Below are 20,075 nucleotides of genomic sequence, written 5' to 3' on the forward strand. Positions count from 1 at the left end.
CCCGTCGGCAGGCGCCCGGCAGGCGCCCGGCAGGCGCCCGGCAGGCGCCCGGCAGGCGCCCGGCAGGCGCCCGGCAGGCGCCCGGCAGGCGCCAGCGGGGGCCCGGCAGGCGCCGGGCGGGCGTCAGAGCGGGTTGAGGCGGCGCTTGAGCAGGCAGAACTCATTGCCTTCGGGGTCGGTCAGCACATGCCACTGCTCTTCTCCCGTCTGGCCGATGTCCGCCGGGCGCGCCCCGAGCTTCAGAAGGCGTTCGAGCTCGGCGTCCTGATCGCGGTCGGTGGGGTTGACGTCGATGTGCAGCCGGGACTTCCCCTTCTCCGGCTCGTCCCTGCGGCTGAGGATGATCGTCGGCTGCGGGCCACCGAACCCTTCGCGTGGGCCGATCTCCAGCATTTCGTCGCCCTCGCGATCGAGCACGACGAAGTCCAGGACCTCGCACCAGAACCGCGCCAGCACCTCGGGGTTGTGGCAACCGAGCACGAGTTCACTGATACGACACGCCATTGACGCAACCTACTCTCAGCCTGGGAACTGCCGGGCGGTCACACATGAACCTCATGGGCTCCCAGCAGTGAGAACAACCCCGCGACCGTACCGGAGGGGGCGAGCACGCGCGAAGTGTTTTCAGGTCCGGGCTCTGTCGCGGTGGCCGGGTCTCAGTCCGTGCCCTGCCGGGCGGAGGGTCGCCGCATGGCCTTGTCCAGATGGGTGATGACGGCCGGTACGTCATCGCTCTCGGTGCTCCGGATCAGCTGCAGGGCGGGCCGGACGAGGCCGCCCGGTCGTGCTGTCAGCCGGGCGAGCACGGCGGCCCGGATGTCGAGCCGTTCGATGGTCGTCTCGCGTTCCGCTTCGTTCTGACCGGCGAGCAGGACGGCGTTGTACCAGGCCTCCTCGCGGGACTGGCGGATGCTGAAGTCGAGGACGCGCTCATCGGTGCGGGCCCCGATCCGGTCCAGCAGCGACAACAGCGGTGACAGGGCGCCGATCGAGTCCTGCACCTTCAGCACCACGCGCGCGAGGATGTCGTTGATCAGCAGAAAGTCGTGCTGGAGCGCGTGGATGTCCGGGCCCGGGCTGGTCCGCGCGGCGGCGACGGCCAGGTCGAGGTTGATGTGCGCGTTCACGCCGAGCAGCAGGTGCTGGACGATGACGGTGTCGGCGTCGCCGAGCAGTCCGAACGCCTCGCGCCAGCAGCGCGGCCCGCTCCGGTCACGGCGCCAGGCGTCGTAGGCGTCGAAGTAGCGGTTGCCGAAGTGCGTGTCGAAACGGTCCATGCGGGCGCCGTCGTCGAACAGCCCGTCATGAATGGCCGTACGCACCTCGACGGTCACCTGTCGGTACAGCGCCGCGAAGTACCCGACCCGGTCACCGTCGCGGATCGCCTCCCGCACGATCCCGGCCAGCCCGTCCACGACATCGTCGATGTTCTCCGCCGCCATGCCCAACTCCCTTCAGCCCGCGCCGACATGTTCGGGTGCGAGCACCGTGCTGTGCTGGTCGTTGCAGCGCGCGGAGGACGGGCGGTCGGAGGCCGGGCATCCCTGGTGGGCCTTGAGAGCCGCACTCACGAGAGTCATGAGCAGGTCGATGTCGGATGCGCACTCCAGCCGGATGGTCACCCAGTGCGAGCCGGGCACCAGACGGATCGCGGTCGAGTTCCTCAGGTCGCCCTCGAGACGGCGGATCGCCCTGGCGGTCAGGTTCAGGTCGACCTTCCGGTCGGAGTGGAAGTGCGCGATCTCGGTGTCGGATGTGCGCAACGCCCTGCCCGTGCCACAACTGGGCCGGGCCTCCGAGAGGTCCGGCCAGCCGACCAGTCGATCCATCGCTCGCGACGCCGTCGTCATGGCTCCATCATGAGGCGATCACCGACCGGACACCAGGGCTTGGGAAATCCGTAACCAGGCCCCGGCAGCCGCACGACCGCACCACGTCGAGCACTCGGGCGATCGGGTCAGCGGCAGAGCTCCATGATGGTGTCGTCGAAGTCGGGGAACTCCTGTGCGGCCTGCTCGATCACGAGCCCCGCCGGCGCGCGACGGAGGGGAGCGAACTGTTCCGCGATGGCGGTCAGTTCGCGGTGGGGGTGCGGCACCCAGTCGGGCTCGTACGACGTGGCCGCTTCCCAGGGGCCGAAGCCATCGGCCAGCAGCCACAGGAAGGCCCCCAGATCGCGGGCGACGACGCCGGTCTCCCCTTCGGAGCCGAGGAAGACGACGGGTTGCTCGGCCAGCGGTCGGTCCGGTCGGACCAGCCAGAACGCGGCGTATCCGCCGGTGCCGTCCTGGCCGAACACACGGAAGGCGTCGCCGTTCAGCTCGCCGTTGCCGGTCCACGCCCGGAACCAGTCGGTGGTCTCTTCGGCGGTCAGGAAAGCCTCGAAGGGTTCGAAGTCGACGCCATCGTCGCCGACGTGTTCGAAGCTCACCGCCATGGCGGCGGCGAGCGGGGCAGGGAACCGGTAGTCATCGTTCGGTGTCACGCGCACAGGCTAGCGACGCGACACCGCGTACGCCCTACGGGGCCGCCTGACGCGGTCCGAGACCGTCGCCATGACGAGACCGTCGCCATGACGAGACCGTCGGCGTGACGAGACCGTCGGCATGATGTGGATCACTCTCCGGCCGCTTCGGGGCGTGCCCGCGCTGTCTGCGCGATCATGATCGGAATGGACACTCGTTTCGTTGGCATCCCCGAGCTGGTCGAGGCCCCGTCCGTGGCGGTCGTGGTCGACGTCATGCGCGCCTTCACCGTGGCTGCCTGGGCCTTTGGCCAGGGGGCGGAAAAGATCGTTCTCGCCGAGTCGTTGGACGACGCGCTGGCGCTCAAGGCTCGCCATCCGGATTGGGCGGCCCTCAAGGACGGGCCGCCCGCGCCCGGGTTCGACATGGTCAACTCGCCGGGCCTGCTCCGGTCCGTCGACCTCGCCGGACGGACCGTGGTGCAGAAGACCACGGCAGGGACGGTCGGCGCCCTCGCGGTCAAGGAGGCGTCGCTGGTGCTCTGCGCCGGCTTCGTGGTGGCGGAGGCGACGGCCCGGCTCCTGCGGACACGCGGGAGCGACGGTGTCACGTTCGTGGTCACGGGCGAGGACGGGCGGGCCGACGAAGATCTGGCGTGCGCCCAGTACATCGCCGGCAGGGCCGTCGAGGCCGGGACGGATGCCGCTGCATTCCTCCGCCGCGCCGCCACCTCACGCGCCGCCGCCGAACTGACGGAGGGGGTGCGCCAGGGAGTTCACCCCGATGACGTCGAACTCTGTCTCGAACTCGACCGCTTTCCCTTCGCCATGGTGGCGGCCCTTGAGGACTCACTCATGGTCCTGCGCCCGTGCGCCGTGCCTTCGCCGGCCGACGACACCGCGACCTGACGAGCGAGGGCAGGCCTCTTGGCAACGCGGTTGGCCCCCGCCGGGCAACCGGCAGGGGCCAACCACACGCTCGGTCCTCCTACTTGGTGGTGCGATAGGCGCGGTGGATGGTCTGGTTCAGGGTGTTGCCGTCGGCGTCGGTGAGGGTGACGCGCAGGGAGACCGGGCCGGGCTTGGCGGGGCTGGTCAGCTTGAGCTGCTTGCCGTTCACGACGGTGGTCTTCTTCCAGGTCCTGCCGTCGTCGTAGGAGACGGTGAAGGCCAGCTTGCGCAGGGTGCCGACCTTGGTGGCCGCGCCCTGGAGGCTGAAGGGCACGGTGAGGGTCGTACCGGCCTTCGCGGTACTGGCCGTCGAGAGGCTGGGCGTGTACCGGACGACGGTCAGCGGGAGCCGCTTGGCCTTGTCACCGGAGACGTGCGCCGAGGTGAAGGTCCAGGTGGCGGTCGTACGGGTGCTGACCGCGAACTGTGCCGGAGCGCGGGAGACGTCCACACCGAGCTTGTACGTCCGCTTGCCCGCGGGAACCGTGAACGAGTCGCCGTTCAGCGGGGCGTTCACGGCGAAGATCTTCTTGCCGTCGGCGTAGAGCGAGCTCTTGGCCTTGGTGTGGGTGGAGCTGCCCGTGTTGCCGACGCCGTCGGAGAACAGGGGCACGTACGCCGCGAAGGTGTCGCCGACGCGGACCGCTCCGGTCCGGTCGCCGCCGTTCGCCAAGGGGTCCGAAGGGAGGGACGGGCCGAAGACGCCGATGTTGAAGCGCTGCGTGTAGTCCTTGCCCGCCGCGTACGCCCTGGCCGCGCCGACCTGTGTGTTCTCCCAGGTCGGCTCGCCCTCGGCATCGGGGGCGCCGAACTGGCTGGTCTGGTAGAACCACTTGATTCCGTTGGGCAGTACGTAGTCGGTGCCGGTCAGCGGCAGGCGGCCCTCGGTCGAGTAGAGGTTGTAGAAGCCGCCGCGCATCAGCGGCGCGGCCCAGACGCTCGCCGTCCTGCCCTTGACCGGCGCACCGACGACGACCTTGACCTTGGTGAGCTGCGAGCGCTTGACGTTCTTGGTGAACCCGGACAGGTCACCCGTACGGTTCCAGGCCAGCCGGTAGTTGTCGGCCTTGTGGGTCCAGATGCCGTGGTACATCGCGGACACCTCGGCGGCCGGCGCCGGGGCACCGAGCTGTCCGACACGGATGCTGCCGAAGGAGGGGGCGTCGTACACAGAGGTGTACGGCTTGTCGTTGACGTCGACGTGGAAGAAGAGCATCGCGCCGTTGGGCTTGGCCGCGCCGTCCGGCACGGTGATCTTGACGGGCTTGGCCTTGCGCGCGTCCATGACCAGGGTCGTGTCCTTGGTCAGCGCGAACTTCGGGTGCAGCAGCACGGACCCTCCGGTGCCGCCGGTGGGGATCACGCCTTCCAGGGCGTAACGGCCCTTCGGCAGACGGATGGTGACCACACCGTCCCGTTCGTCGGCGGCGTCCGTCCAGATGTCGTTGTCCAGCCCGTAGATGCTCGTCGAGGCGTCGCCGGCGGCCTTGCCCTTGAGGTCGAGGTGCTTGAGGGTCAGGTCGTACGACTCGACCTCGCGGACCACGCCGAGGGAGGTGCGCGCGGTGGTGGTGCCGTCGGCGGTGGTGGCGGTCAGCGAGCCGCCGAAGCTGCCGTCGGCCGTGCCCACGCGGGTGTCGGCGGTCACGGTGGCGGTCGCCTCACCTCCCGCCGGGACGGTGAGGCGCTGCGGGGAGACCGTGAACAGGCCCTCGGCCGCGGGCTTTCCGTCGTTGCCGTAGGCCTCGGTGGCCAGGTCGACAGTGACCGGCTCGGTGCCCGCGTTGCGGTAGGTGACGTCCTTGGTGACCGGCTGGTCGTCGGTGTGGGGGTACGTCTGCGTCCCGAAGCCCAGCGCGGTCGGGCCGCTGGTGAGCTTTTGGGTGGTCGCCCTGGCGACATCCACCCGGCCGGTGCCCTGCGTGTACGCGGACGTCGCGGCGGTCGGCTTCGCGGAGGCGGTGAGGGCGGCCTTGATCTGCGGGCCCGTCCAGTCCGGGTGTTCCTGCGCCAGGATCGCCGCGGCGCCCGCCACGTGCGGGGTCGCCATCGACGTACCGCTCATGGAGACATAGCCGTCGGCGGCGGGGTCGCCCATGTTCCCTTCGGCGGCCTTGGCCGCGACGACGTCCACACCCGGAGCGGTGACGTCGGGCTTGAGGAAGCCGTCGGCCGTGGGGCCTCGGCTGGAGAACTCGGCGATGGCGTCCCGGCGGTCGACCGCGCCGACGGTGAGCGCGGAGGCCGCGCTGCCGGGGGTGCCGATGGTGCCCTCGCCCGGGCCCTCGTTGCCGGCGGCTATGACGAACAGAGCGCCGGAACTGGCCGACAGGTCGTTGACCGCCTGCTCGACGGGGTCGATGCCGAGGGTGTCGGTGCCGCCCAGGCTCATGTTGACGACCTCGGCACCCTGTGCGACGGCCCACTGCATACCGGCGATGACGCCGGAGTCGTCGCCCTCGCCGGAGTCGTCGAGCACCTTGCCGACCAGCAGCCGGGCGCCGGGCGCGACGCCCTCGTACTTCGTGCCCGCCGGAGACGCGGCCCCGGAGCCCGCGATCGTCGAGGCCACGTGTGTGCCGTGCCCCGCGCGGTCGACGGTGTCCGTGGCGGCGGAGAAGTTCTTCGCCGCGTCGACGCGGTCCTTGAGGTCCGGGTGCGTGGCGTCGACGCCGGTGTCGAGGACGGCGACCTTGACGCCCTTGCCGTCGAATCCCGCCGCGTGGGCCGCGGGCGCGCCGATCTGCGGCACGCTCTTGTCCAGGGTCGCCCTCACCTTGCCGTCCAGCCAGATCTTCCTGACCTTCGCGGAGCCGGTGCCACGGGTGAGGGTCTCCCACAGGTCGGAGCCCTCGGACTTGCGGGCGCGCACGGCGTCGCCGTTGATGCTGGGCAGATCCCGGCGGACGGTCGCGCCGGAGCCGCGGAACGTACTCGCCGACAGGGACGTGCCCTTGTCGTAGGTGACGATCAGCGGCAGGTCGGCGCGGCGGGCGTCGTCGTAGCGCGACTTCACCAGCTGCGTCACGTCGAACAGCCGCCGGTCGGCGGTCCCGTTCGCGATCAGCGGTTCGGCGTCGCGCGGCAGGACGTACGCGTGGCCCTCGGCCTGCTGGACGCGGAAGGACATCCCCTCCCGGCCCTCGGCGGCCACCACACCGGTGACCTTGCCCTCGGCGTCGAGGGACACCCGGTCGCCGGTGACGAGGGTGACGGTCCGCGCGGCGGAGCCGCCGGTTCCGGTGAGGGGCTGGGCCTCGGCACTGTCGGACGTGCTCACCAGCAGCCCGGCGCCGAGCGCCGCCGCCAGGGCGACCGCCAACGGGACGGTGGTGATCGCTCTTTTCCTGCGCTTGTGCGACTTCAACTCAAGCCTTTCGCATGGTTCATGGCGATTCGCTCGCCGGATCGGGGCAGCATCGGGACGCGGCGGAGCGGCACTGTGGCCGCTCGGCCGCGTACGGAGAGAGAACTGCGAGGAAGATCGGGTCGGACGAGGGCGCTCGGACAGATGTCAGACGAGACGCTTGCGACCCCAGAGGATGACGAACACCGCGATACCGGCGGTCAGGGCCAGCAGGATCGAGGAGCCGAGCCACTGCATGGAGGACATCTGGGACATCGGGATGTAGTCGACCGACCAGCCGACGACCTGCGCCTTGTCCAGACAGGCGTTGGTGGCCTTCTCCGACGTCTGCTCGGCGCAGCTGCCCCAGCCGACGAGGTCGCCGGAGGCGGTGAGGTAGGACTGGTCCATCTCGTGGGCGGTGTCGGGCACGTGCGGGAAGGTGTTGTCCCCGACACCGTTGTGGGTGGTGACGGTGACGATGTTCCCGAGGGACATCCGGAAGTGCGACCAGACCATCTGCACGACGACGGCGAAGCCCAGGGTGACGACCATGGACAGCAGGGTCCGGCGCAGCAGCATGCCGATCGCCACGCCCCCGACGAGGGTGAGCAGGGAGAGTGCCACGGGCACGGGTCCGCTGCTGTCGAAGGCGGCGGGGTCGGCCCATTCCAGGACGTACGACGACGACTTGACCGGTGACCACCACCAGGTGTAAGCGGCGGCGAGCGCGGCCGTGCACACCACGACCACGAGTGCGGTCATACCGAGCTTGGTGGCGAGCCAGCGAACGCGGCTGGCGGACTGCGCGTTGACCAGTTTGGCGGTGCCGGTCTCCAGGTCGCCGGCGAGCAGGGGCCCACCGAGGAAGACACCGATCAGGACGGGCAGCAGCCCGAGCATCTGGGCGGCCCAGTCGAGCGGCCCCCGGTCGAACTTCTCCTCCCAGCCGGACTTGAGCCGGGGGTAGCCATACCCGTCGAGGTACGCGATCACCTGCTGGCGCTGGTAGACGATCACCGCCACGGTGATCAGGGTGGCGGCCAGCAGCGTCCAGTAGGCGGCGCGGTGCTGACGCCACACCAGCCAGTTCATACCGCTGAGCCGCAGGCCACGAGCACGGCCGGCTTCGGTGCGGGCAGAGTCCGAGAGGGCGCTACCGTTACCGGTGCTGTCGGTGTTGGTCATCGTGCTCATGCCGCCACCGCCTGAGGGTCGACGTAGGAACTGGGGCTGATCAGGGGCGGGGCCTCGGGAGAGCGCAGATAAGCGAGCAGGAGCTCCTCCAGGTTCGGGGTGCTCGCCTCCCAGGGGCCGGTGGCCGGACCGTCGGGGCGTATCAGGGAGGTGAACTGCCGTCCGCTGGTACGGGTTTCGACCACGGTGTGGTACGCCAACTCGGGGGGCATCCGTCCGTCGGAGTGGACCCCGGTCAACACGGCGTGGGCGGTGCGGAGTTCGTCGACCTCACCGGCCAGGCGCAGCCCGCCGCCCGCGATGACCATCAGGTAGTCGCAGATGTTCTCCAGCTCGGCGAGCATGTGGGTGGACATCAGTACGGTGGTGCCGCGCTCGGCGGCCTCGGCCAGCAGGGTGCCCATCAGCTCGTGGCGCACCAGCGGGTCGAGGTCCGACATCGGCTCGTCGAGGAGCAGCAGGTCGGGACGCTTGCCGAAGGAGACGGCGAAGGCCACCCGGGTGCGCTGGCCGCCGGAGAGGGTGCCGATCTTCGCGTCGAAGGGCACATTGCCCGCGCGGACGATGTCCTCGGCGGCCCGCTGGTCCCAGCCGGGGTTCAGCTCGCGGCCCATACGCAGGGTCTCGGCGACGGTGAAGCGCCGGAACAGGGGCTTCTCCTGGGCGAGGAACGCGGTCCGCCGCGTGGCCTCCGCCGACTCCGGTGCCGCGCCGAACACCCGCACCGAGCCGGTGGTCGGCTCCAGCAGGTTGGCGGCGATCGCCATCAGCGTGGTCTTGCCGGCCCCGTTGGGACCCACCAGACCGCAGATCCGCCCGGCCGGCAGCCGGAAGGAACAGTCCCGCAACGCCCAGCCCCGGCGGTACTTCCGGCCTACCCCGCGGGCTTCTATCGCGGACGTGTCCGCCGACCCCCCGTAGCCCGTCTCGTAGCTCATCATGCGTGTCCCCTGGTTCCCTTTGTTTCCGTTGTTCCTGTCGGTCCTGCTGCTGTTCTCGCAGTTGCCGTCGCCGCTGTATCGGCCGTATCCGCTGTTTCCGCGGACCTGGCGGGCCCGGCGGCAGGCCCGGTCCCGGCGTACCGCGCCTCCATCACCGACGTGACCAGCGCGGTCACGTCGTCCTGCTCGAGACCCGCCTCGCGGGCCCGGTCCATCCAGTCCTCCAGCTCGCCGCGCAGCGGCGAATCCGCCCCCGCCTGCGGACGGGCCAGCGACTGACGCACGAAGGTCCCCAGACCCGCCCGCGCTTCGACCAGGCCCTCGCGCTCCAGTTCGCGGTACGCCTTGAGCGTGGTGTTGGGGTTGACCGCGGAGGTCTGGGCGACCGCCTTGGCCGTGGGCAGCTGGTCCCCGGGCCCCAGTACGCCGAGCCGCAGCGCCTGCTTGGTCTGCTGAACGATCTGCTGATAGGCGGCGACCCCGCTCCGCCTGTCGATGCGGAACTCCAACCCCTTCACCACCAATTCACTAGTCGACTAGTGAATTGATGATGGAGCATGGATCGGGGACCTGTCAAAGACCCAGGCCGACGCGAGGTGATTTGCCCGATGTGATCTGAAACAGACGTGTTCTGCGACATATGCTCCCCACCCCTGTCATGGGTAGCTTGAGGTGCTTGCTCCGTCCACGGCACCGCGTCGTCGCGTGCCTCGCCCACTGAGCCCCCGTCCGGGAGACCGATGCGCCCCCGAATAGCCCCTGTACCGTCCCTCGTCCTGGCAGGCGGTGCCCTGACCGTCGGCATCGGCGGTCTGTATCTGGCCGGGCTGCTCGTCACGGGGGGTGAGATCGAGGCAGGCACGACGGTGCGCGGGGTGGACATCGGAGGCCTCAGCCGTACGGAGGCCGTCCGCAAGCTGGACGACCACCTCGCGGTGGCAGGCTCGCGGGAACTGGCCGTGAAGGTCGGCGACCGCGGCGGCACCGTCGACCCCCGGCAGGCCGGGCTCACCTTCGACACCGAGCGGACCGTCGACCGGGCGGCACGCACGGGCTCCGACCCCGTCAGCGTGATCGGCGGGTTCTTCCGCTCAGGCGGTGACGTCGAGCCGGTCGTACGCCTCGACGAGGGCAAGGCCCGCACCGCTCTCGGGAAGCTGGCGCGGACGCTCGACCAGAAGGTCCGCGACGGGGCCGTCACCTTCGAGGACGGCCAGGTCGAGCAGGTCGTTCCGCACAGCGGTTACGCACTGGACGTGGACGCCGCGGTCGGCACCCTGCGGACCGCCTTCCTGCACGGCGCGAAGGACACGGACGCGGGTACGGACACGGACGCGGGTACGGACACGGACGCGGGTACGGAAGCGGATACGGTCACGGCCCTGCCCGCCCGCGAGACCGAGCCGAAGGTGGCGGCGGAGGAGGTGCGGCGCGCGGTGCGCGACTTCGCGCGGCCGGCCATGTCGGCGCCCGTCACGCTCACCACCGGCGGCACTGGCGGCACTGGGGGTGCGGGCGGCGGTACGCGGTTCACGATCAGCCAGGACGTGGTGGGCGAGCACCTGACGATGCGGCCGGACGGCTCCGGCCGGCTGATACCGAAACTGGACGGCAAGGGCCTGCGCTCCGCCCCCGAGGTGGCCCGCCCCCTGGCCGCCCTCACCACCACCGTCGAGAACGCCCGACTGCGGCTGGACGGCGACCGAGCCGTGGTGGCCGACGACGCCCGGACCGGCGTACAGGTCACCGACAAGGCGCTGAGCAAGGCCGTGATGCCGCTGCTCACCAAGGAGGGCGCCGCCCGTACCGGGGAACTGGCCGAGCGGCGGATCCAGCCGGAGGTGACCCGCGAGAACGCGGCGCGGCTGGGGCTGACGGAGAAGATGTCCTCCTTCACCGTCAACTTCGAACCGGCCGCGTACCGCACGAAGAACATCGGCCGGGCCGCGCAACTCATCAACGGCTCCGTCGTCATGCCCGGCAAGACCTGGAGCTTCAACCGGACCGTGGGGGAGCGCACCGAGGCCAACGGCTTCGTCGAGGGCATCATGATCCTCAACGACCAGTTCACCAAGGCATCCGGCGGTGGTGTCTCCGCCGTCGCCACGACCATGTTCAACGCGATGTTCTTCGCCGGGGTCAAGCCCGTCGAGTACGGCGCCCACTCGTTCTACATCGAGCGCTACCCGGAGGGCCGTGAGGCGACGGTCGCCTGGGGCAGCCTCGATCTCAGGTTCACCAACGACTCCGGCAAAGCCATGTACATCCAGGCCGAGTCCACCGACACCTCGGTGACCATCACCTTCATCGGCACCAAGCACTACGACGACATCAAGGCGGTGAAGGGCCCCAGGACCCATGTGAAGCAGCCGGAGAAGAAGGTGAGCACCGACGAGAAGTGCGTGCCGCAGACCCCTCTGGAGGGCTTCGACGTGACCGTCGAGCGGGTCTTCTACAACGACGGCAAGGAAGTGAAGCGGGAGCCGTTCCGCACCCACTACACCCCACGCGACGAGATCACCTGCGAAGCCCCCGAGCCGTCCGACAGCGGCCGGCCCGACGCCGGGTAGACCGTGCCATGAGCCGCAGGCGCTGGTACGGCTCCACGACGGTGAGGGCTGTTTCGGAATGATCGGCGCGGGGTCGCTGGTCGTCGGTAGCGTGACCCCTGTGATGGTGGGCTCTGAGGAAACCCGGCTGGTCGTGCTGCGCGGCAACTCCGCCTCGGGGAAGTCGTCCGTCGCGGCCGGACTGCGCGAGAGGTTCGGTCGTGGTCTGGCCCTGGTCGGCCAGGACAATCTCCGCCGCATCGTGCTCCACGAACACGACCGTCCCGGGGCGCCGAACATCGGCCTGATCGACCTGACGGCCCGCTACGCACTGGACGCCGGGTTCCACGTCGTCGTCGAAGGCATCCTGTACGCCGACCGGTACGGCGACATGCTCGCCGGGCTGCGCGCCGACCACCGTGGCCCGACCCACGGCTACTACCTGGACGTGCCGTTCGCCGAGACGCTCACCCGGCACGCCACCAAGCCGATCGCCGATGTCGTCGACGAGACCCGGCTGCGTGACTGGTACCGGCCGCGCGATCTGCTGCCCTGTGGGACCGAGACGGTCATCGGCGCGGGCAGCGCCCTGGAGGAGACCGTCGAGCGCATCATGCTCGACACCGGCCTGGCCCAGCTGCCCGCAAGGCAGGAGTAGGCGCGGCCCCTGGCGGTGGCCTGCCCGGCGGGACGGTTCTACCGTGGGGAGAGGGAGCAGATCCAGGAGAGCGCCATGATCATCCTCGGACTCGTCATCCTCATCGCCGCGGTAGTCATCGGGGTCGTCGGCGTTCTTTCCAACAGTGGCAGCGCCCACGAGTTCACCGGCGGATTCTCCGTCTTCGATGTCGACGTCACCGGCTCCACCGGCACCCTCTTCCTCAGCGGCATCGTCGTCGGGGCGGCGGCCATGCTCGGGCTGGGCCTGATCCTGGGCGGCACACGCCGCACCACGCGCCGCCGCCGCGCCACACATCGCGGGCACAAAGCCTCCCGGCGCGGGTCTGCCCCAGCCGGACAGGAACGCGGTGGCCCGGCCGAATGAACGAGGCGGCTGGAACCGGCCGCTACTGCAGCGCGCGCACCGCCGCCGAGAACACCGAGGGCATCCGGGACGCCGCGGGGACGATCAGGCGGGCGGTGCCAGGACGGCGGCTCGCGGCCAGCAGGGCTCCGGTCAGCAGCCTGTGGCGCCTGGTCAGCCGGGCCCAGGCGCGTTCGTACGCGTCCGGGCGCCCGGCGGTCAGGCAGCGGACGGCGGCCCCGGCCGTCTCCAGCGCGAGGGCGATGCCCTCTCCCGTGAGGGCATCCACGTAGCCTGCCGCGTCGCCCACGAGCAGGACGCGGCCGGCGGTTCGGCGCCGTACCCGCTGCCGCAGTGGCCCGGCGCCGCGTACCTCCGTCGCCACCGGGCCGCGCAGGGACGCGGTCAGAGCGGGAAAGGCGGTCAGATGCTCGTCGTACCCACGACGGCTCCGGCTGAGGACCGCGACGCCCACCAGGTCGTCGCCGACCGGTGTCACGTAGGCCTCGCCGTGCCGCGACCAGTGGACCTCCACGAAGTCCGTCCACGGTGCGACGTGGTAGTGCCGGCGCAGTCCGTAGCGGCCGTGGGGGCGGCCCGGCAAGTCCAGCCCCAGGCGGCGGCGCACCGGGGAGTGCAGACCGTCGGCGGCGATCAGCCAACGGGCGGTGATCCCGGCGGCGGTGACCGTGTCCGCGTTCTGGCGCACCTCGCCGACCTTGCCCGGCAGGATGCGTACGCCGAGTCCGAGCGCGCGCGCCCGCAACGCGGAGTGCAGCGTCGTACGGCGGATCCCCAGCCCGCTGCGGTCCCGGAAGGACGCTTCGGCCCGGACAGCGCCGTCCACGTACCGGATGCCGCGCAGTTCACGGCCGGTCGCCTCGACACCCAGTGCCCGCAGTGCGGCGACTCCGCCGGGCATGACGCCTTCGCCGCAGGCCTTGTCCACGGGCCCGGTCCGGGGTTCGACGACGACGGCCTCCAGGCCGGCGAGCGCGGCGTGGATGGCCGCCGCCAGACCGGCCGGCCCACCGCCGGCCACCAGTACGTCGATCATGCTCGTGCGGGTGTGGTCGGCGTGGCCGGTGCGGTCGCGTCGGCGAGCGCACGGTTCTCGCAGCGGATACGGACGGTGAGCAGGGCGGCGTTGAGCACCGTGAACAGGACCGCGGTCACCCAGGCGGTGTGGACCAGGGGCAGCGCCACGCCCTCGGCGACGACGGCCACGTAGTTCGGATGCCGCAGCCACCGCCGGCAGTAGGGGCCGCCGGTCACCAGCGGCAGCCCGGGTACGACGATCACCTTGGTGTTCCAGCGGGGCCCCAGGGTGTGGATGCACCACCACCGCAGTGCCTGTGCGGCCACCAGTACGGCCAGCATCGGCCAGCCCAGAGCGGGGACGAAGGGACGGTCGGCCAGCCACACCTCGGCCGGGCACGCGACCAACAGGCCGGTGTGGAGCGCGACCATCGCCGGATAGTGGCCCTGCCCGGTCACCCGCGCGCCACGGGCAGCGCTCCACCGCTCGTTGCGGCGGGCGACGACGAGTTCGGCGACGCGCTCGGCGGCGACGGTGGCCACCAGCAGTACGTACCAGATCATGCGTCCTGTGTCCTCGGTCCCTTGTGTTCTTCTTCGTGCCCTCTGCGGTCCGAACTACCAGCGCAGCAGGACGAGTTCGCAGGCGAAGCCCGGGCCCATCGCCAGCAGTACACCCGGTGTGCCCGGCGGCGGACGGCGTTCGGCCAGGGTGTCGCGCAGGACGTGGAGCACCGACGACGAGGACAGGTTGCCCACCTCGGCCAGATGACGCCAGGTCACATCGAGGGCGCCCTCGGGCAGGTCGAGGGCCTCGGTGACGGCCTCGAGGACCTTGGGGCCGCCCGGGTGGCACACCCAGGCGGTCACGTCCTTCGCCTTGATCCCGTGGTCGCCGAGGAACCCCTCGACGTCATCGGCGAGGTGATGGCGCACCACATCGGGGACCCGTGGGTCGAGGACGACCTGGAAGCCGGAGTCCTTGATGTCCCAGCCCATGACGCGCCCGGTGTCCGGATAGAGATGACTGCGGGAGTCCACGATCGTCGGGCCGGAGACCTCCCCCTGACGTTCCGCGCCGCAGGCGACCACCGCCGCGGCGCCGTCGCCGAACAGCGCGGTGGCGACCAGGTTGGCCATGGAGGCGTCGTCGCGCTGGAAGGTGAGCGAGCACAGTTCGACCGACAGCAGCACCGCCACGTCGTGGGGCCGGCCCAGCAGATGGTCGTGCATACGGGCCAGACCTGCGGCGCCGCCGGCACAGCCCAGGCCGAACAGGGGCAGCCGCTTGACGTCCGGCCGCAGCCCGAGGCGGCCGACCAGCCGGGCGTCGATCGAGGGGGTGGCGATGCCGGTGACGGAGGTGAAGATCAGCAGGTCCACGTCGGCCGCGGACAGACCGGCCAGGCGCAGCGCGTCCTGGACGGCCCGGGCGCCCAGGTCGGTGGCGGCGGGGATGAAGACGTCGTTGGCGGCGCCGAACCCGTCCAGTTCCCCGTACCGTTCGAGCGGCAGCGTCATATGGCGCGAGCCGACCTTCGCACTGCGGTGCAGGCGGTCCAGGACCCGGCGGTCGGCGCCCTCGGGCAGACAGGTGCGGGCCACCATGTCGGTGATCTCGGACTGGGTGTGACGGTGCGATGCGAGGGCACCGTGAACGGCGGCGATCCGCGTCATGTGGTTCCCGTCCGGTTACCGACTGGGGTGAGTTGCTCTGCACGTGTTCCCCGGGCGGATGCCTCGACACCATGAATCGCCCGTCCGGCCCTTGGCTCTTCGCTCTTCGTCCTTCGCCACGGGGAGCGTACGCGGCCGGACGGGACCCGGGCGCCTACGATCGGCCGGGTGGGCACTCCCGAGCAGTCGACGGCCGGCCGCCCGGCCGTGAGTTGGGCCGCCCGGGTGGGCGGCCTCGCCGGGTCGTGCCACCCCGGGCCCGTGGTGGCGGTCACCGCCCTGATGACCGCGCTCGCCGTCACCGCCGGCCAGAGCGCCGGGCGTTCCGTTCTGACCGGAGCCGCCGTACTGGCCGGGCAGTTGTCCGTCGGCTGGTGCAACGACGCGTACGACGCGCGCCGGGACATCGCGGCCGGCCGCCGGGGCAAACCCGTCGTCGACGGCACGGTCGGGGTGACGGAGGTGTGGGTGGCCGCGTACACGGCGCTGGCCCTGTGCGTGCCGCTGTCGCTCGCCTGCGGCCTGTGGGCGGGCGCCGTTCATCTGACCGGAGTGGCGGCGGCGTGGGCGTACGACCTGCGGCTCAAGGCGACAGCATGGTCCTGGGCGCCGTACGCCGTCGGCTTCGCCGCGCTCCCGGCGTTCGTCGCACTGGGGCTGCCCGGGCACCCGTGGCCGGCCTGGTGGGTCGTCACCGCCGGGGCCCTGCTGGGGATCGGAGCGCATCTGGGCGACGTACTGCCGGACATCGGCGGGGATCTGGCGACGGGCGTACGGGGTTGGCCGCACCGGCTGGGCCCGGACGGCACCCGGCTGCTGTTGCCGGTGCCGCTGGTGGCGGCGTCCGCGGTGCTGGCGCTGGGGCCCGCCGGACCACTCGACGGATGGGGAGTGGCCGCACTCGCGATGGCCGTCGTGGTCGCGGTGGCGGGCACGGTGCTGGGACGCCGCCGGGAGCGGGCCGCGTTCGCGGCGGCGGTCGCCGTGGCGGTGGTGGATGTGGCGTTGCTCCTGCTGCGCGGCACCGGAATCGCCTGATCGCGCCGCCGGCCGCCCGTCCCGCCGAACGGTGCGCGTGAAGCGCTCAACGCGGGGCACCCGCAACGACGGCGGGCATGGAAGCCGCTGTGCACACGCACGGAAAAGGAGGAACAGTGGGAGATCCCGCTGTCCTCTGTTTACCGGAGGAGTTGTTTTTCGCGTGACTGAAAATGTGTGGAGTTACAAGTCGACGGCGGGGCTGACGGGCGCCGACCTCACCGGGTACAAGGTCGAGGCCACGGACGGCAGCATCGGCAAGGTCGACAAGCACTCCGACGAGATCGGTGACGCCTACCTGGTGGTCGACACCGGCGTGTGGATCTTCGGCAAGGAGGTCCTGCTCCCGGCGAGCACGGTCGTCACCATCGACACGGAGGAGCGGAAGGTCTTCGTCGACCGCACCAAGCAGCAGATCAAGGACGCTCCCGAGTTCGATCGCGACAAGCACCTCGGTGACCAGGGTTACCGCGGCGAGCTGGGCACCTACTACGGCACCGGCGGCCCGCTCGCCTGATCCGACGTCAGTTCTGCGGAACGCGGCCCCGGGACTCTTCGAAGGGTCCCGGGGCTCTTGCACGCCACGGTGACGACGACTCACCAGGACGCGACAGGGCAGGGCAGGGCAGGTCGGGTGCGCGGGTGTGCCACTGGGCCTCGGCGAGGTCGCCGCCGCCTGCGCGGACGCAGACCCGGATGACGGCCTGGGCGGTGCCGATGGGGTGGCGCTGGAGGGGGACGTGGGCGCTGCCGGCCGAGAAGGCGACGGTCCGGATGATCTCCGGGGCCGCTTCCGTACGACGGGCGGTTTTCGGCCCCGTACGCATTGGTCGGACCCGCGCGGACATGCGCTCGGCCGGGGCGGGCAGGAGAGGCTCACCCTGTTCTCCACCTAAGGCGGCACCGTGACGACCTCCGTGAACGTCCCCGAAGCATCCGCGTGCGGCGCGGGAACGCGGGAGGTCGCGGGAGACCTGCCGTGGATCGAGGACGGCGGGAAGGTCGCGCCCAAGGACGCGCGCGTACTGTCCCGGCTGTTCCTGGACCGGCTGCAGGCCCTGGAGGAGGGCACCCCCGAGTACCAGTACACCCGCAACACGCTGATCGAGATGAACCTGTCCCTCGTGCACTTCGCGGCCCGCCGCTTCCGTAACCGGGGCAGCGGCGACATGGAGGACATCGTCCAGGTCGGCACGATCGGCCTGATCAAGGCCATCGACCGGTTCGACCTGTCCCGCGAGGTCGAGTTCACCTCCTTCGCGATCCCCTACATCGTCGGCGAGATCAAGCGCTTCTTCCGTGACACCACCTGGGCCGTGCACGTCCCGCGCCGTCTGCAGGAACTCCGTGTCGACCTCGCCAGGAGCCGGGAGGCGCTCGCCGCCGAGCTGAACCGTGCCCCCACGGTGAAGGAACTCGCCGCCGACCTGGACCTGTCCGAGGAGCAGGTCATCGACGGTCTGGTGGCCGCGAACGGCTACGTCGCCGGTTCCATCGACACCCCGGGCAGCGACGTCGAGGCCAGTGACGGCGGGCAGACGTACACGGACACCATGGGCGATGTCGATCCGGCGCTCGACCTCTTCGAGGACCTGCACGCGCTCGGCCCGCTGCTGCGGCGGCTCGACGAGCGGGAGCGGGCCATCATCGAGATGCGCTTCGGCCAGGAGATGACCCAGGCGGAGATCGGCAGCGAGCTCAACCTCTCGCAGATGCACATCTCCCGCCTCCTCACCCGCACCCTCACCAAGCTCCGCACGGGCCTGCTCCCCACCTGACAACCCGCGCGCCCCTGCGCCCCCGCCCGCTCACTCGCACCGAAAGGGGCGCCCGTCGTGAACGCCGAGCGTGATCCACTGCACCAGCCCGCCGCACCCGTCGTCGCCGAGCCGGTGCCGGACGTCCAACTGCAGATGCTCGTACGGCTGGTCGGGCAGGATGCCGAGGCCGCCCTGCCGATCACACTCGTCATCGGGGGCGGTTTCCTCCACGGCGACCTGATCTCCCACGCCAGCTGGCGGGCCGACTGGGCACGCACCCTGCGTGGCATCGACGGGCCTGGCGCGCAGGTGCTGGAACAGTTCCCCGAACAGGTGGACGAAGCCGTCGCCGACCGGCACGGGTACCAGGGCCCGCGACGGCTGCCGCAATGGATCCATCTGCGCGACGCCACCGGAATCGCCGGAACCAGCGGGACGGTCGTCCTGCCCCTGTGGCGCGGCCGGCTCACGGACGTCTCCGGCTGGTCCCTGGGCAGACCTCACTAGCCCGCCGCGGGCCGCCGCGAGCGGGCGTGAGTCAGGCGACCCGCTCTGCCGGGCTCCCCGCAACGGGTCCAGTACGTCGGCTACGCCGTCTCGTCGCCACCAGTGGCCGTCTCCCATGGACCGGCCGTCGACTCGGACCGGCTGGTTTCCAGCCACGACCGAGCGGGTTCTGCGGCGCGGGTGGTGTCCACGGTGAGGTCGAGGCGGGTCCCGCCGTCCGGGCCCGCGGGGTAGCTGCGCTGCTCGGTGGCGTCGAAGCAACGGCGCAGAACCTCCGCGATCCGACGGGCGACCTCGGGTGAGGCGGCGACGACGCGGACCTCCGCGTGTCCGTTCGAGGGCGTTTCCATGGAGTGCATGGCGACCTCGGAGTTCGATGTCCCCGTATGAGACGGGCCGGTTTTCTCACTTTACTCTGGCAGCCCGCATGGCCTGATCGTTGTCACCGGAATGACGCTTCCGGGCAGCGGCGCATGGGGCGCTGATCCGTCGGCCGTACGGTCTGCCGGGTCTGTCCGAGGAGTACGCTCGAAGTACCGAAGGTATTTCGCGCACCGGCTTTCAGGCTCGTGTCATTTTCGGCGATCGAATATGCCGGGTCGGTCGTGGCCGGCCCGGAGCAGGGTTCGCGTGATGACCGCGACGATGTCCCACCCGCCGACGGCCGAAGCCGATGAGCGGCTCTCCTCGTCCCCTCCCCGCCTGTCGCTGGCTCCCGTCGGTCCCGCACCGGCTCTGCTGGACGGCGCCTGGTGGCCCCGCTCCCGCGATCTCGGGGCGGAACTCCTCGCTCTGACGGCCGTGCTGGATCCGCTGTGGGGGCGGATCACCCGCGTCACGGTGAATCCCGTGCACTGGCCGGTAGTTCCGCGCAAGGTGCCCGTCGCCGGGCACGTGGTGAAGGTGGGCTGGTTCCTGCCCGAGCAGGACCCGCACGAACTGCTGTTGCTCTCGTACCGCACGGGCCGCTGGAACCTCCTGGTGATCCCACCGGAGACGTCCGCCGCCTCGGCCGCCCGGCTGATGGCCGCCGCGAGCGACCCCCGGGGCACGTCGACGCCGAGCCGGCTGATGGAGCTGGAGGCGTCGGCGCGTCTGCGGGAGATGCGCGAGGACGACCGGGCCGTGGAGGCGGTCTGGGACTCCGAAGGAGGACATGAGGCCGGCGATCCGGCCGTACGTCCGCGGATCCAGACCGCGACCGCCAGGACCGCCAGGACCGCTGTGCCCGCCACTGTCCCCGCAACCACGTCCGCCGCGATGCCGCATCAGCCGAGGGGAAGGTGAGAACAGTGGAGACATTCGTGACCGTGATCGTGATCATCGCGGTGATCGCCTTCGGGGCGCTCCTCATCCACCAGCTCAACACACAGCACAGCGACCGCATCGCCGCCTTCCACTACGGCCACTCCGGGATGCCCGTCGCGGGACAGCCACCGTCGGCTCGGCAGAAGACCCGCGGCAGGGTGAGGACGACCGGCACCGGCCGCCGCCGCGACCACCACGGCGCCGGACACGCACGGCTCCTCCTCCGCCTCCGGCGCCGCACCCGAACGGGAGCGGAGTGAGTCTCTGCCGGCTTT

Annotated in this window: 23 protein-coding genes; 10 read left to right on the top strand and 13 right to left on the bottom strand. The window is 70.9% G+C overall.

Annotated features, from left to right (window positions below; all coding sequences use genetic code 11):
- Window positions 1–123: 123 nt before the first annotated feature.
- The 4 genes from ABT147_RS43605 to ABT147_RS43620 form a co-directional block, all read right to left on the bottom strand.
- Entirely contained in the window at window positions 124–504 is a 381-nt protein-coding gene (locus ABT147_RS43605; protein WP_351417289.1) for a VOC family protein, read from the bottom strand.
- Between the two features lie 152 nt (window positions 505–656).
- Window positions 657–1,442 carry a DUF5995 family protein gene (locus ABT147_RS43610; RefSeq protein ID WP_351417291.1) on the bottom strand — a complete coding sequence of 262 codons (786 nt, stop codon included), beginning with the start codon at window positions 1,440–1,442 and terminating at the stop codon, window positions 657–659.
- Between the two features lie 12 nt (window positions 1,443–1,454).
- A complete protein-coding gene (locus tag ABT147_RS43615) occupies window positions 1,455–1,850 on the bottom strand; it encodes a luciferase domain-containing protein (protein WP_351417294.1) in 396 nt (131 codons plus the stop codon).
- A gap of 107 nt (window positions 1,851–1,957) precedes the next feature.
- Window positions 1,958–2,485, bottom strand: a complete 528-nt coding sequence (locus ABT147_RS43620; protein WP_502983269.1) for an SMI1/KNR4 family protein — start codon at window positions 2,483–2,485, stop codon at window positions 1,958–1,960.
- 186 nt (window positions 2,486–2,671) lie between these two features.
- Between ABT147_RS43620 and ABT147_RS43625 the strand changes: the two genes are divergently transcribed.
- Complete coding sequence (locus ABT147_RS43625) at window positions 2,672–3,373, top strand: 2-phosphosulfolactate phosphatase (protein ID WP_351417296.1); 702 nt, start codon at window positions 2,672–2,674, stop codon at window positions 3,371–3,373.
- A gap of 79 nt (window positions 3,374–3,452) precedes the next feature.
- Here ABT147_RS43625 and ABT147_RS43630 read toward each other — a convergent pair whose 3' ends face one another.
- The 4 genes from ABT147_RS43630 to ABT147_RS43645 all read right to left on the bottom strand — a co-directional run bounded on the left by ABT147_RS43630 (window position 3,453) and on the right by ABT147_RS43645 (window position 9,408).
- Window positions 3,453–6,782 (bottom strand): S8 family peptidase, encoded by a 3,330-nt coding sequence (locus ABT147_RS43630; RefSeq protein WP_351417298.1) that lies wholly within the window; start codon window positions 6,780–6,782, stop codon window positions 3,453–3,455.
- A 147-nt stretch (window positions 6,783–6,929) separates the two neighbouring features.
- Window positions 6,930–7,958 (bottom strand): ABC-2 membrane transporter-related protein, encoded by a 1,029-nt coding sequence (locus tag ABT147_RS43635; RefSeq protein WP_351417300.1) that lies wholly within the window; start codon window positions 7,956–7,958, stop codon window positions 6,930–6,932.
- Entirely contained in the window at window positions 7,955–8,899 is a 945-nt protein-coding gene (locus tag ABT147_RS43640) for an ABC transporter ATP-binding protein (RefSeq protein ID WP_351417302.1), read from the bottom strand. Before ABT147_RS43640 ends, ABT147_RS43635 begins: the two co-directional genes overlap by 4 nt.
- Window positions 8,896–9,408 carry a GntR family transcriptional regulator gene (locus ABT147_RS43645; protein WP_502983270.1) on the bottom strand — a complete coding sequence of 171 codons (513 nt, stop codon included), beginning with the start codon at window positions 9,406–9,408 and terminating at the stop codon, window positions 8,896–8,898. Before ABT147_RS43645 ends, ABT147_RS43640 begins: the two co-directional genes overlap by 4 nt.
- A 231-nt stretch (window positions 9,409–9,639) precedes the next feature.
- Between ABT147_RS43645 and ABT147_RS43650 the strand changes: the two genes are divergently transcribed.
- From ABT147_RS43650 to ABT147_RS43660, 3 genes are all read left to right on the top strand, one after another.
- Complete coding sequence (locus ABT147_RS43650; protein ID WP_351417306.1) at window positions 9,640–11,469, top strand: VanW family protein; 1,830 nt, start codon at window positions 9,640–9,642, stop codon at window positions 11,467–11,469.
- A gap of 103 nt (window positions 11,470–11,572) precedes the next feature.
- Window positions 11,573–12,106, top strand: a complete 534-nt coding sequence (locus tag ABT147_RS43655; protein ID WP_351417308.1) for a P-loop NTPase family protein — start codon at window positions 11,573–11,575, stop codon at window positions 12,104–12,106.
- Window positions 12,107–12,181: 75 nt separating this feature from the next.
- Complete coding sequence (locus tag ABT147_RS43660; RefSeq protein ID WP_351417310.1) at window positions 12,182–12,493, top strand: hypothetical protein; 312 nt, start codon at window positions 12,182–12,184, stop codon at window positions 12,491–12,493.
- Window positions 12,494–12,515: 22 nt separating this feature from the next.
- Here ABT147_RS43660 and ABT147_RS43665 read toward each other — a convergent pair whose 3' ends face one another.
- From ABT147_RS43665 to ABT147_RS43675, 3 genes are read right to left on the bottom strand one after another with little or no spacing between them, the layout of a single operon-like run.
- On the bottom strand, window positions 12,516–13,529 hold the full coding sequence (locus ABT147_RS43665) for an NAD(P)/FAD-dependent oxidoreductase (RefSeq protein WP_351417312.1): 1,014 nt from the start codon (window positions 13,527–13,529) through the stop codon (window positions 12,516–12,518).
- Complete coding sequence (locus ABT147_RS43670; RefSeq protein ID WP_351417314.1) at window positions 13,526–14,074, bottom strand: isoprenylcysteine carboxyl methyltransferase family protein; 549 nt, start codon at window positions 14,072–14,074, stop codon at window positions 13,526–13,528. Before ABT147_RS43670 ends, ABT147_RS43665 begins: the two co-directional genes overlap by 4 nt.
- Window positions 14,075–14,128: 54 nt before the next feature.
- Window positions 14,129–15,187, bottom strand: a complete 1,059-nt coding sequence (locus ABT147_RS43675) for a type III polyketide synthase (protein WP_351417317.1) — start codon at window positions 15,185–15,187, stop codon at window positions 14,129–14,131.
- A 168-nt stretch (window positions 15,188–15,355) separates the two neighbouring features.
- Here ABT147_RS43675 and ABT147_RS43680 point away from each other — a divergent pair, with 168 nt between their 5' ends.
- On the top strand, window positions 15,356–16,225 hold the full coding sequence (locus tag ABT147_RS43680) for a UbiA family prenyltransferase (RefSeq protein ID WP_351417320.1): 870 nt from the start codon (window positions 15,356–15,358) through the stop codon (window positions 16,223–16,225).
- A gap of 163 nt (window positions 16,226–16,388) precedes the next feature.
- Entirely contained in the window at window positions 16,389–16,742 is a 354-nt protein-coding gene (locus ABT147_RS43685) for a PRC-barrel domain containing protein (protein ID WP_351417322.1), read from the top strand.
- Window positions 16,743–16,749: 7 nt separating this feature from the next.
- On the opposite strand, the gene ABT147_RS43690 is transcribed toward ABT147_RS43685, so the two are convergent.
- Entirely contained in the window at window positions 16,750–17,052 is a 303-nt protein-coding gene (locus tag ABT147_RS43690; RefSeq protein WP_351417324.1) for a hypothetical protein, read from the bottom strand.
- A gap of 90 nt (window positions 17,053–17,142) precedes the next feature.
- Here ABT147_RS43690 and ABT147_RS43695 point away from each other — a divergent pair, with 90 nt between their 5' ends.
- Entirely contained in the window at window positions 17,143–18,003 is an 861-nt protein-coding gene (locus tag ABT147_RS43695) for a SigB/SigF/SigG family RNA polymerase sigma factor (protein WP_351417368.1), read from the top strand.
- Window positions 18,004–18,060: 57 nt separating this feature from the next.
- Entirely contained in the window at window positions 18,061–18,492 is a 432-nt protein-coding gene (locus ABT147_RS43700; RefSeq protein WP_351417327.1) for a GvpU-like protein, read from the top strand.
- Between the two features lie 80 nt (window positions 18,493–18,572).
- Here the strand turns inward: ABT147_RS43700 and ABT147_RS43705 are convergent, their stop codons facing one another.
- On the bottom strand, window positions 18,573–18,851 hold the full coding sequence (locus ABT147_RS43705; RefSeq protein ID WP_351417329.1) for a hypothetical protein: 279 nt from the start codon (window positions 18,849–18,851) through the stop codon (window positions 18,573–18,575).
- 274 nt (window positions 18,852–19,125) lie between these two features.
- Here ABT147_RS43705 and ABT147_RS43710 point away from each other — a divergent pair, with 274 nt between their 5' ends.
- Together ABT147_RS43710 and ABT147_RS43715 are read left to right on the top strand one after the other, a co-directional pair.
- A complete protein-coding gene (locus tag ABT147_RS43710) occupies window positions 19,126–19,779 on the top strand; it encodes a DUF5994 family protein (RefSeq protein WP_351417331.1) in 654 nt (217 codons plus the stop codon).
- Between the two features lie 5 nt (window positions 19,780–19,784).
- Window positions 19,785–20,060: a hypothetical protein gene (locus tag ABT147_RS43715; protein WP_351417334.1), complete on the top strand. Its 276-nt coding sequence runs from the start codon at window positions 19,785–19,787 to the stop codon at window positions 20,058–20,060.
- Window positions 20,061–20,075: the final 15 nt, after the last annotated feature.

The sequence above is a fragment of the Streptomyces sp. NPDC001868 genome (assembly GCF_040297125.1).
Classification (GTDB): Bacteria; Actinomycetota; Actinomycetes; order Streptomycetales; family Streptomycetaceae; genus Streptomyces.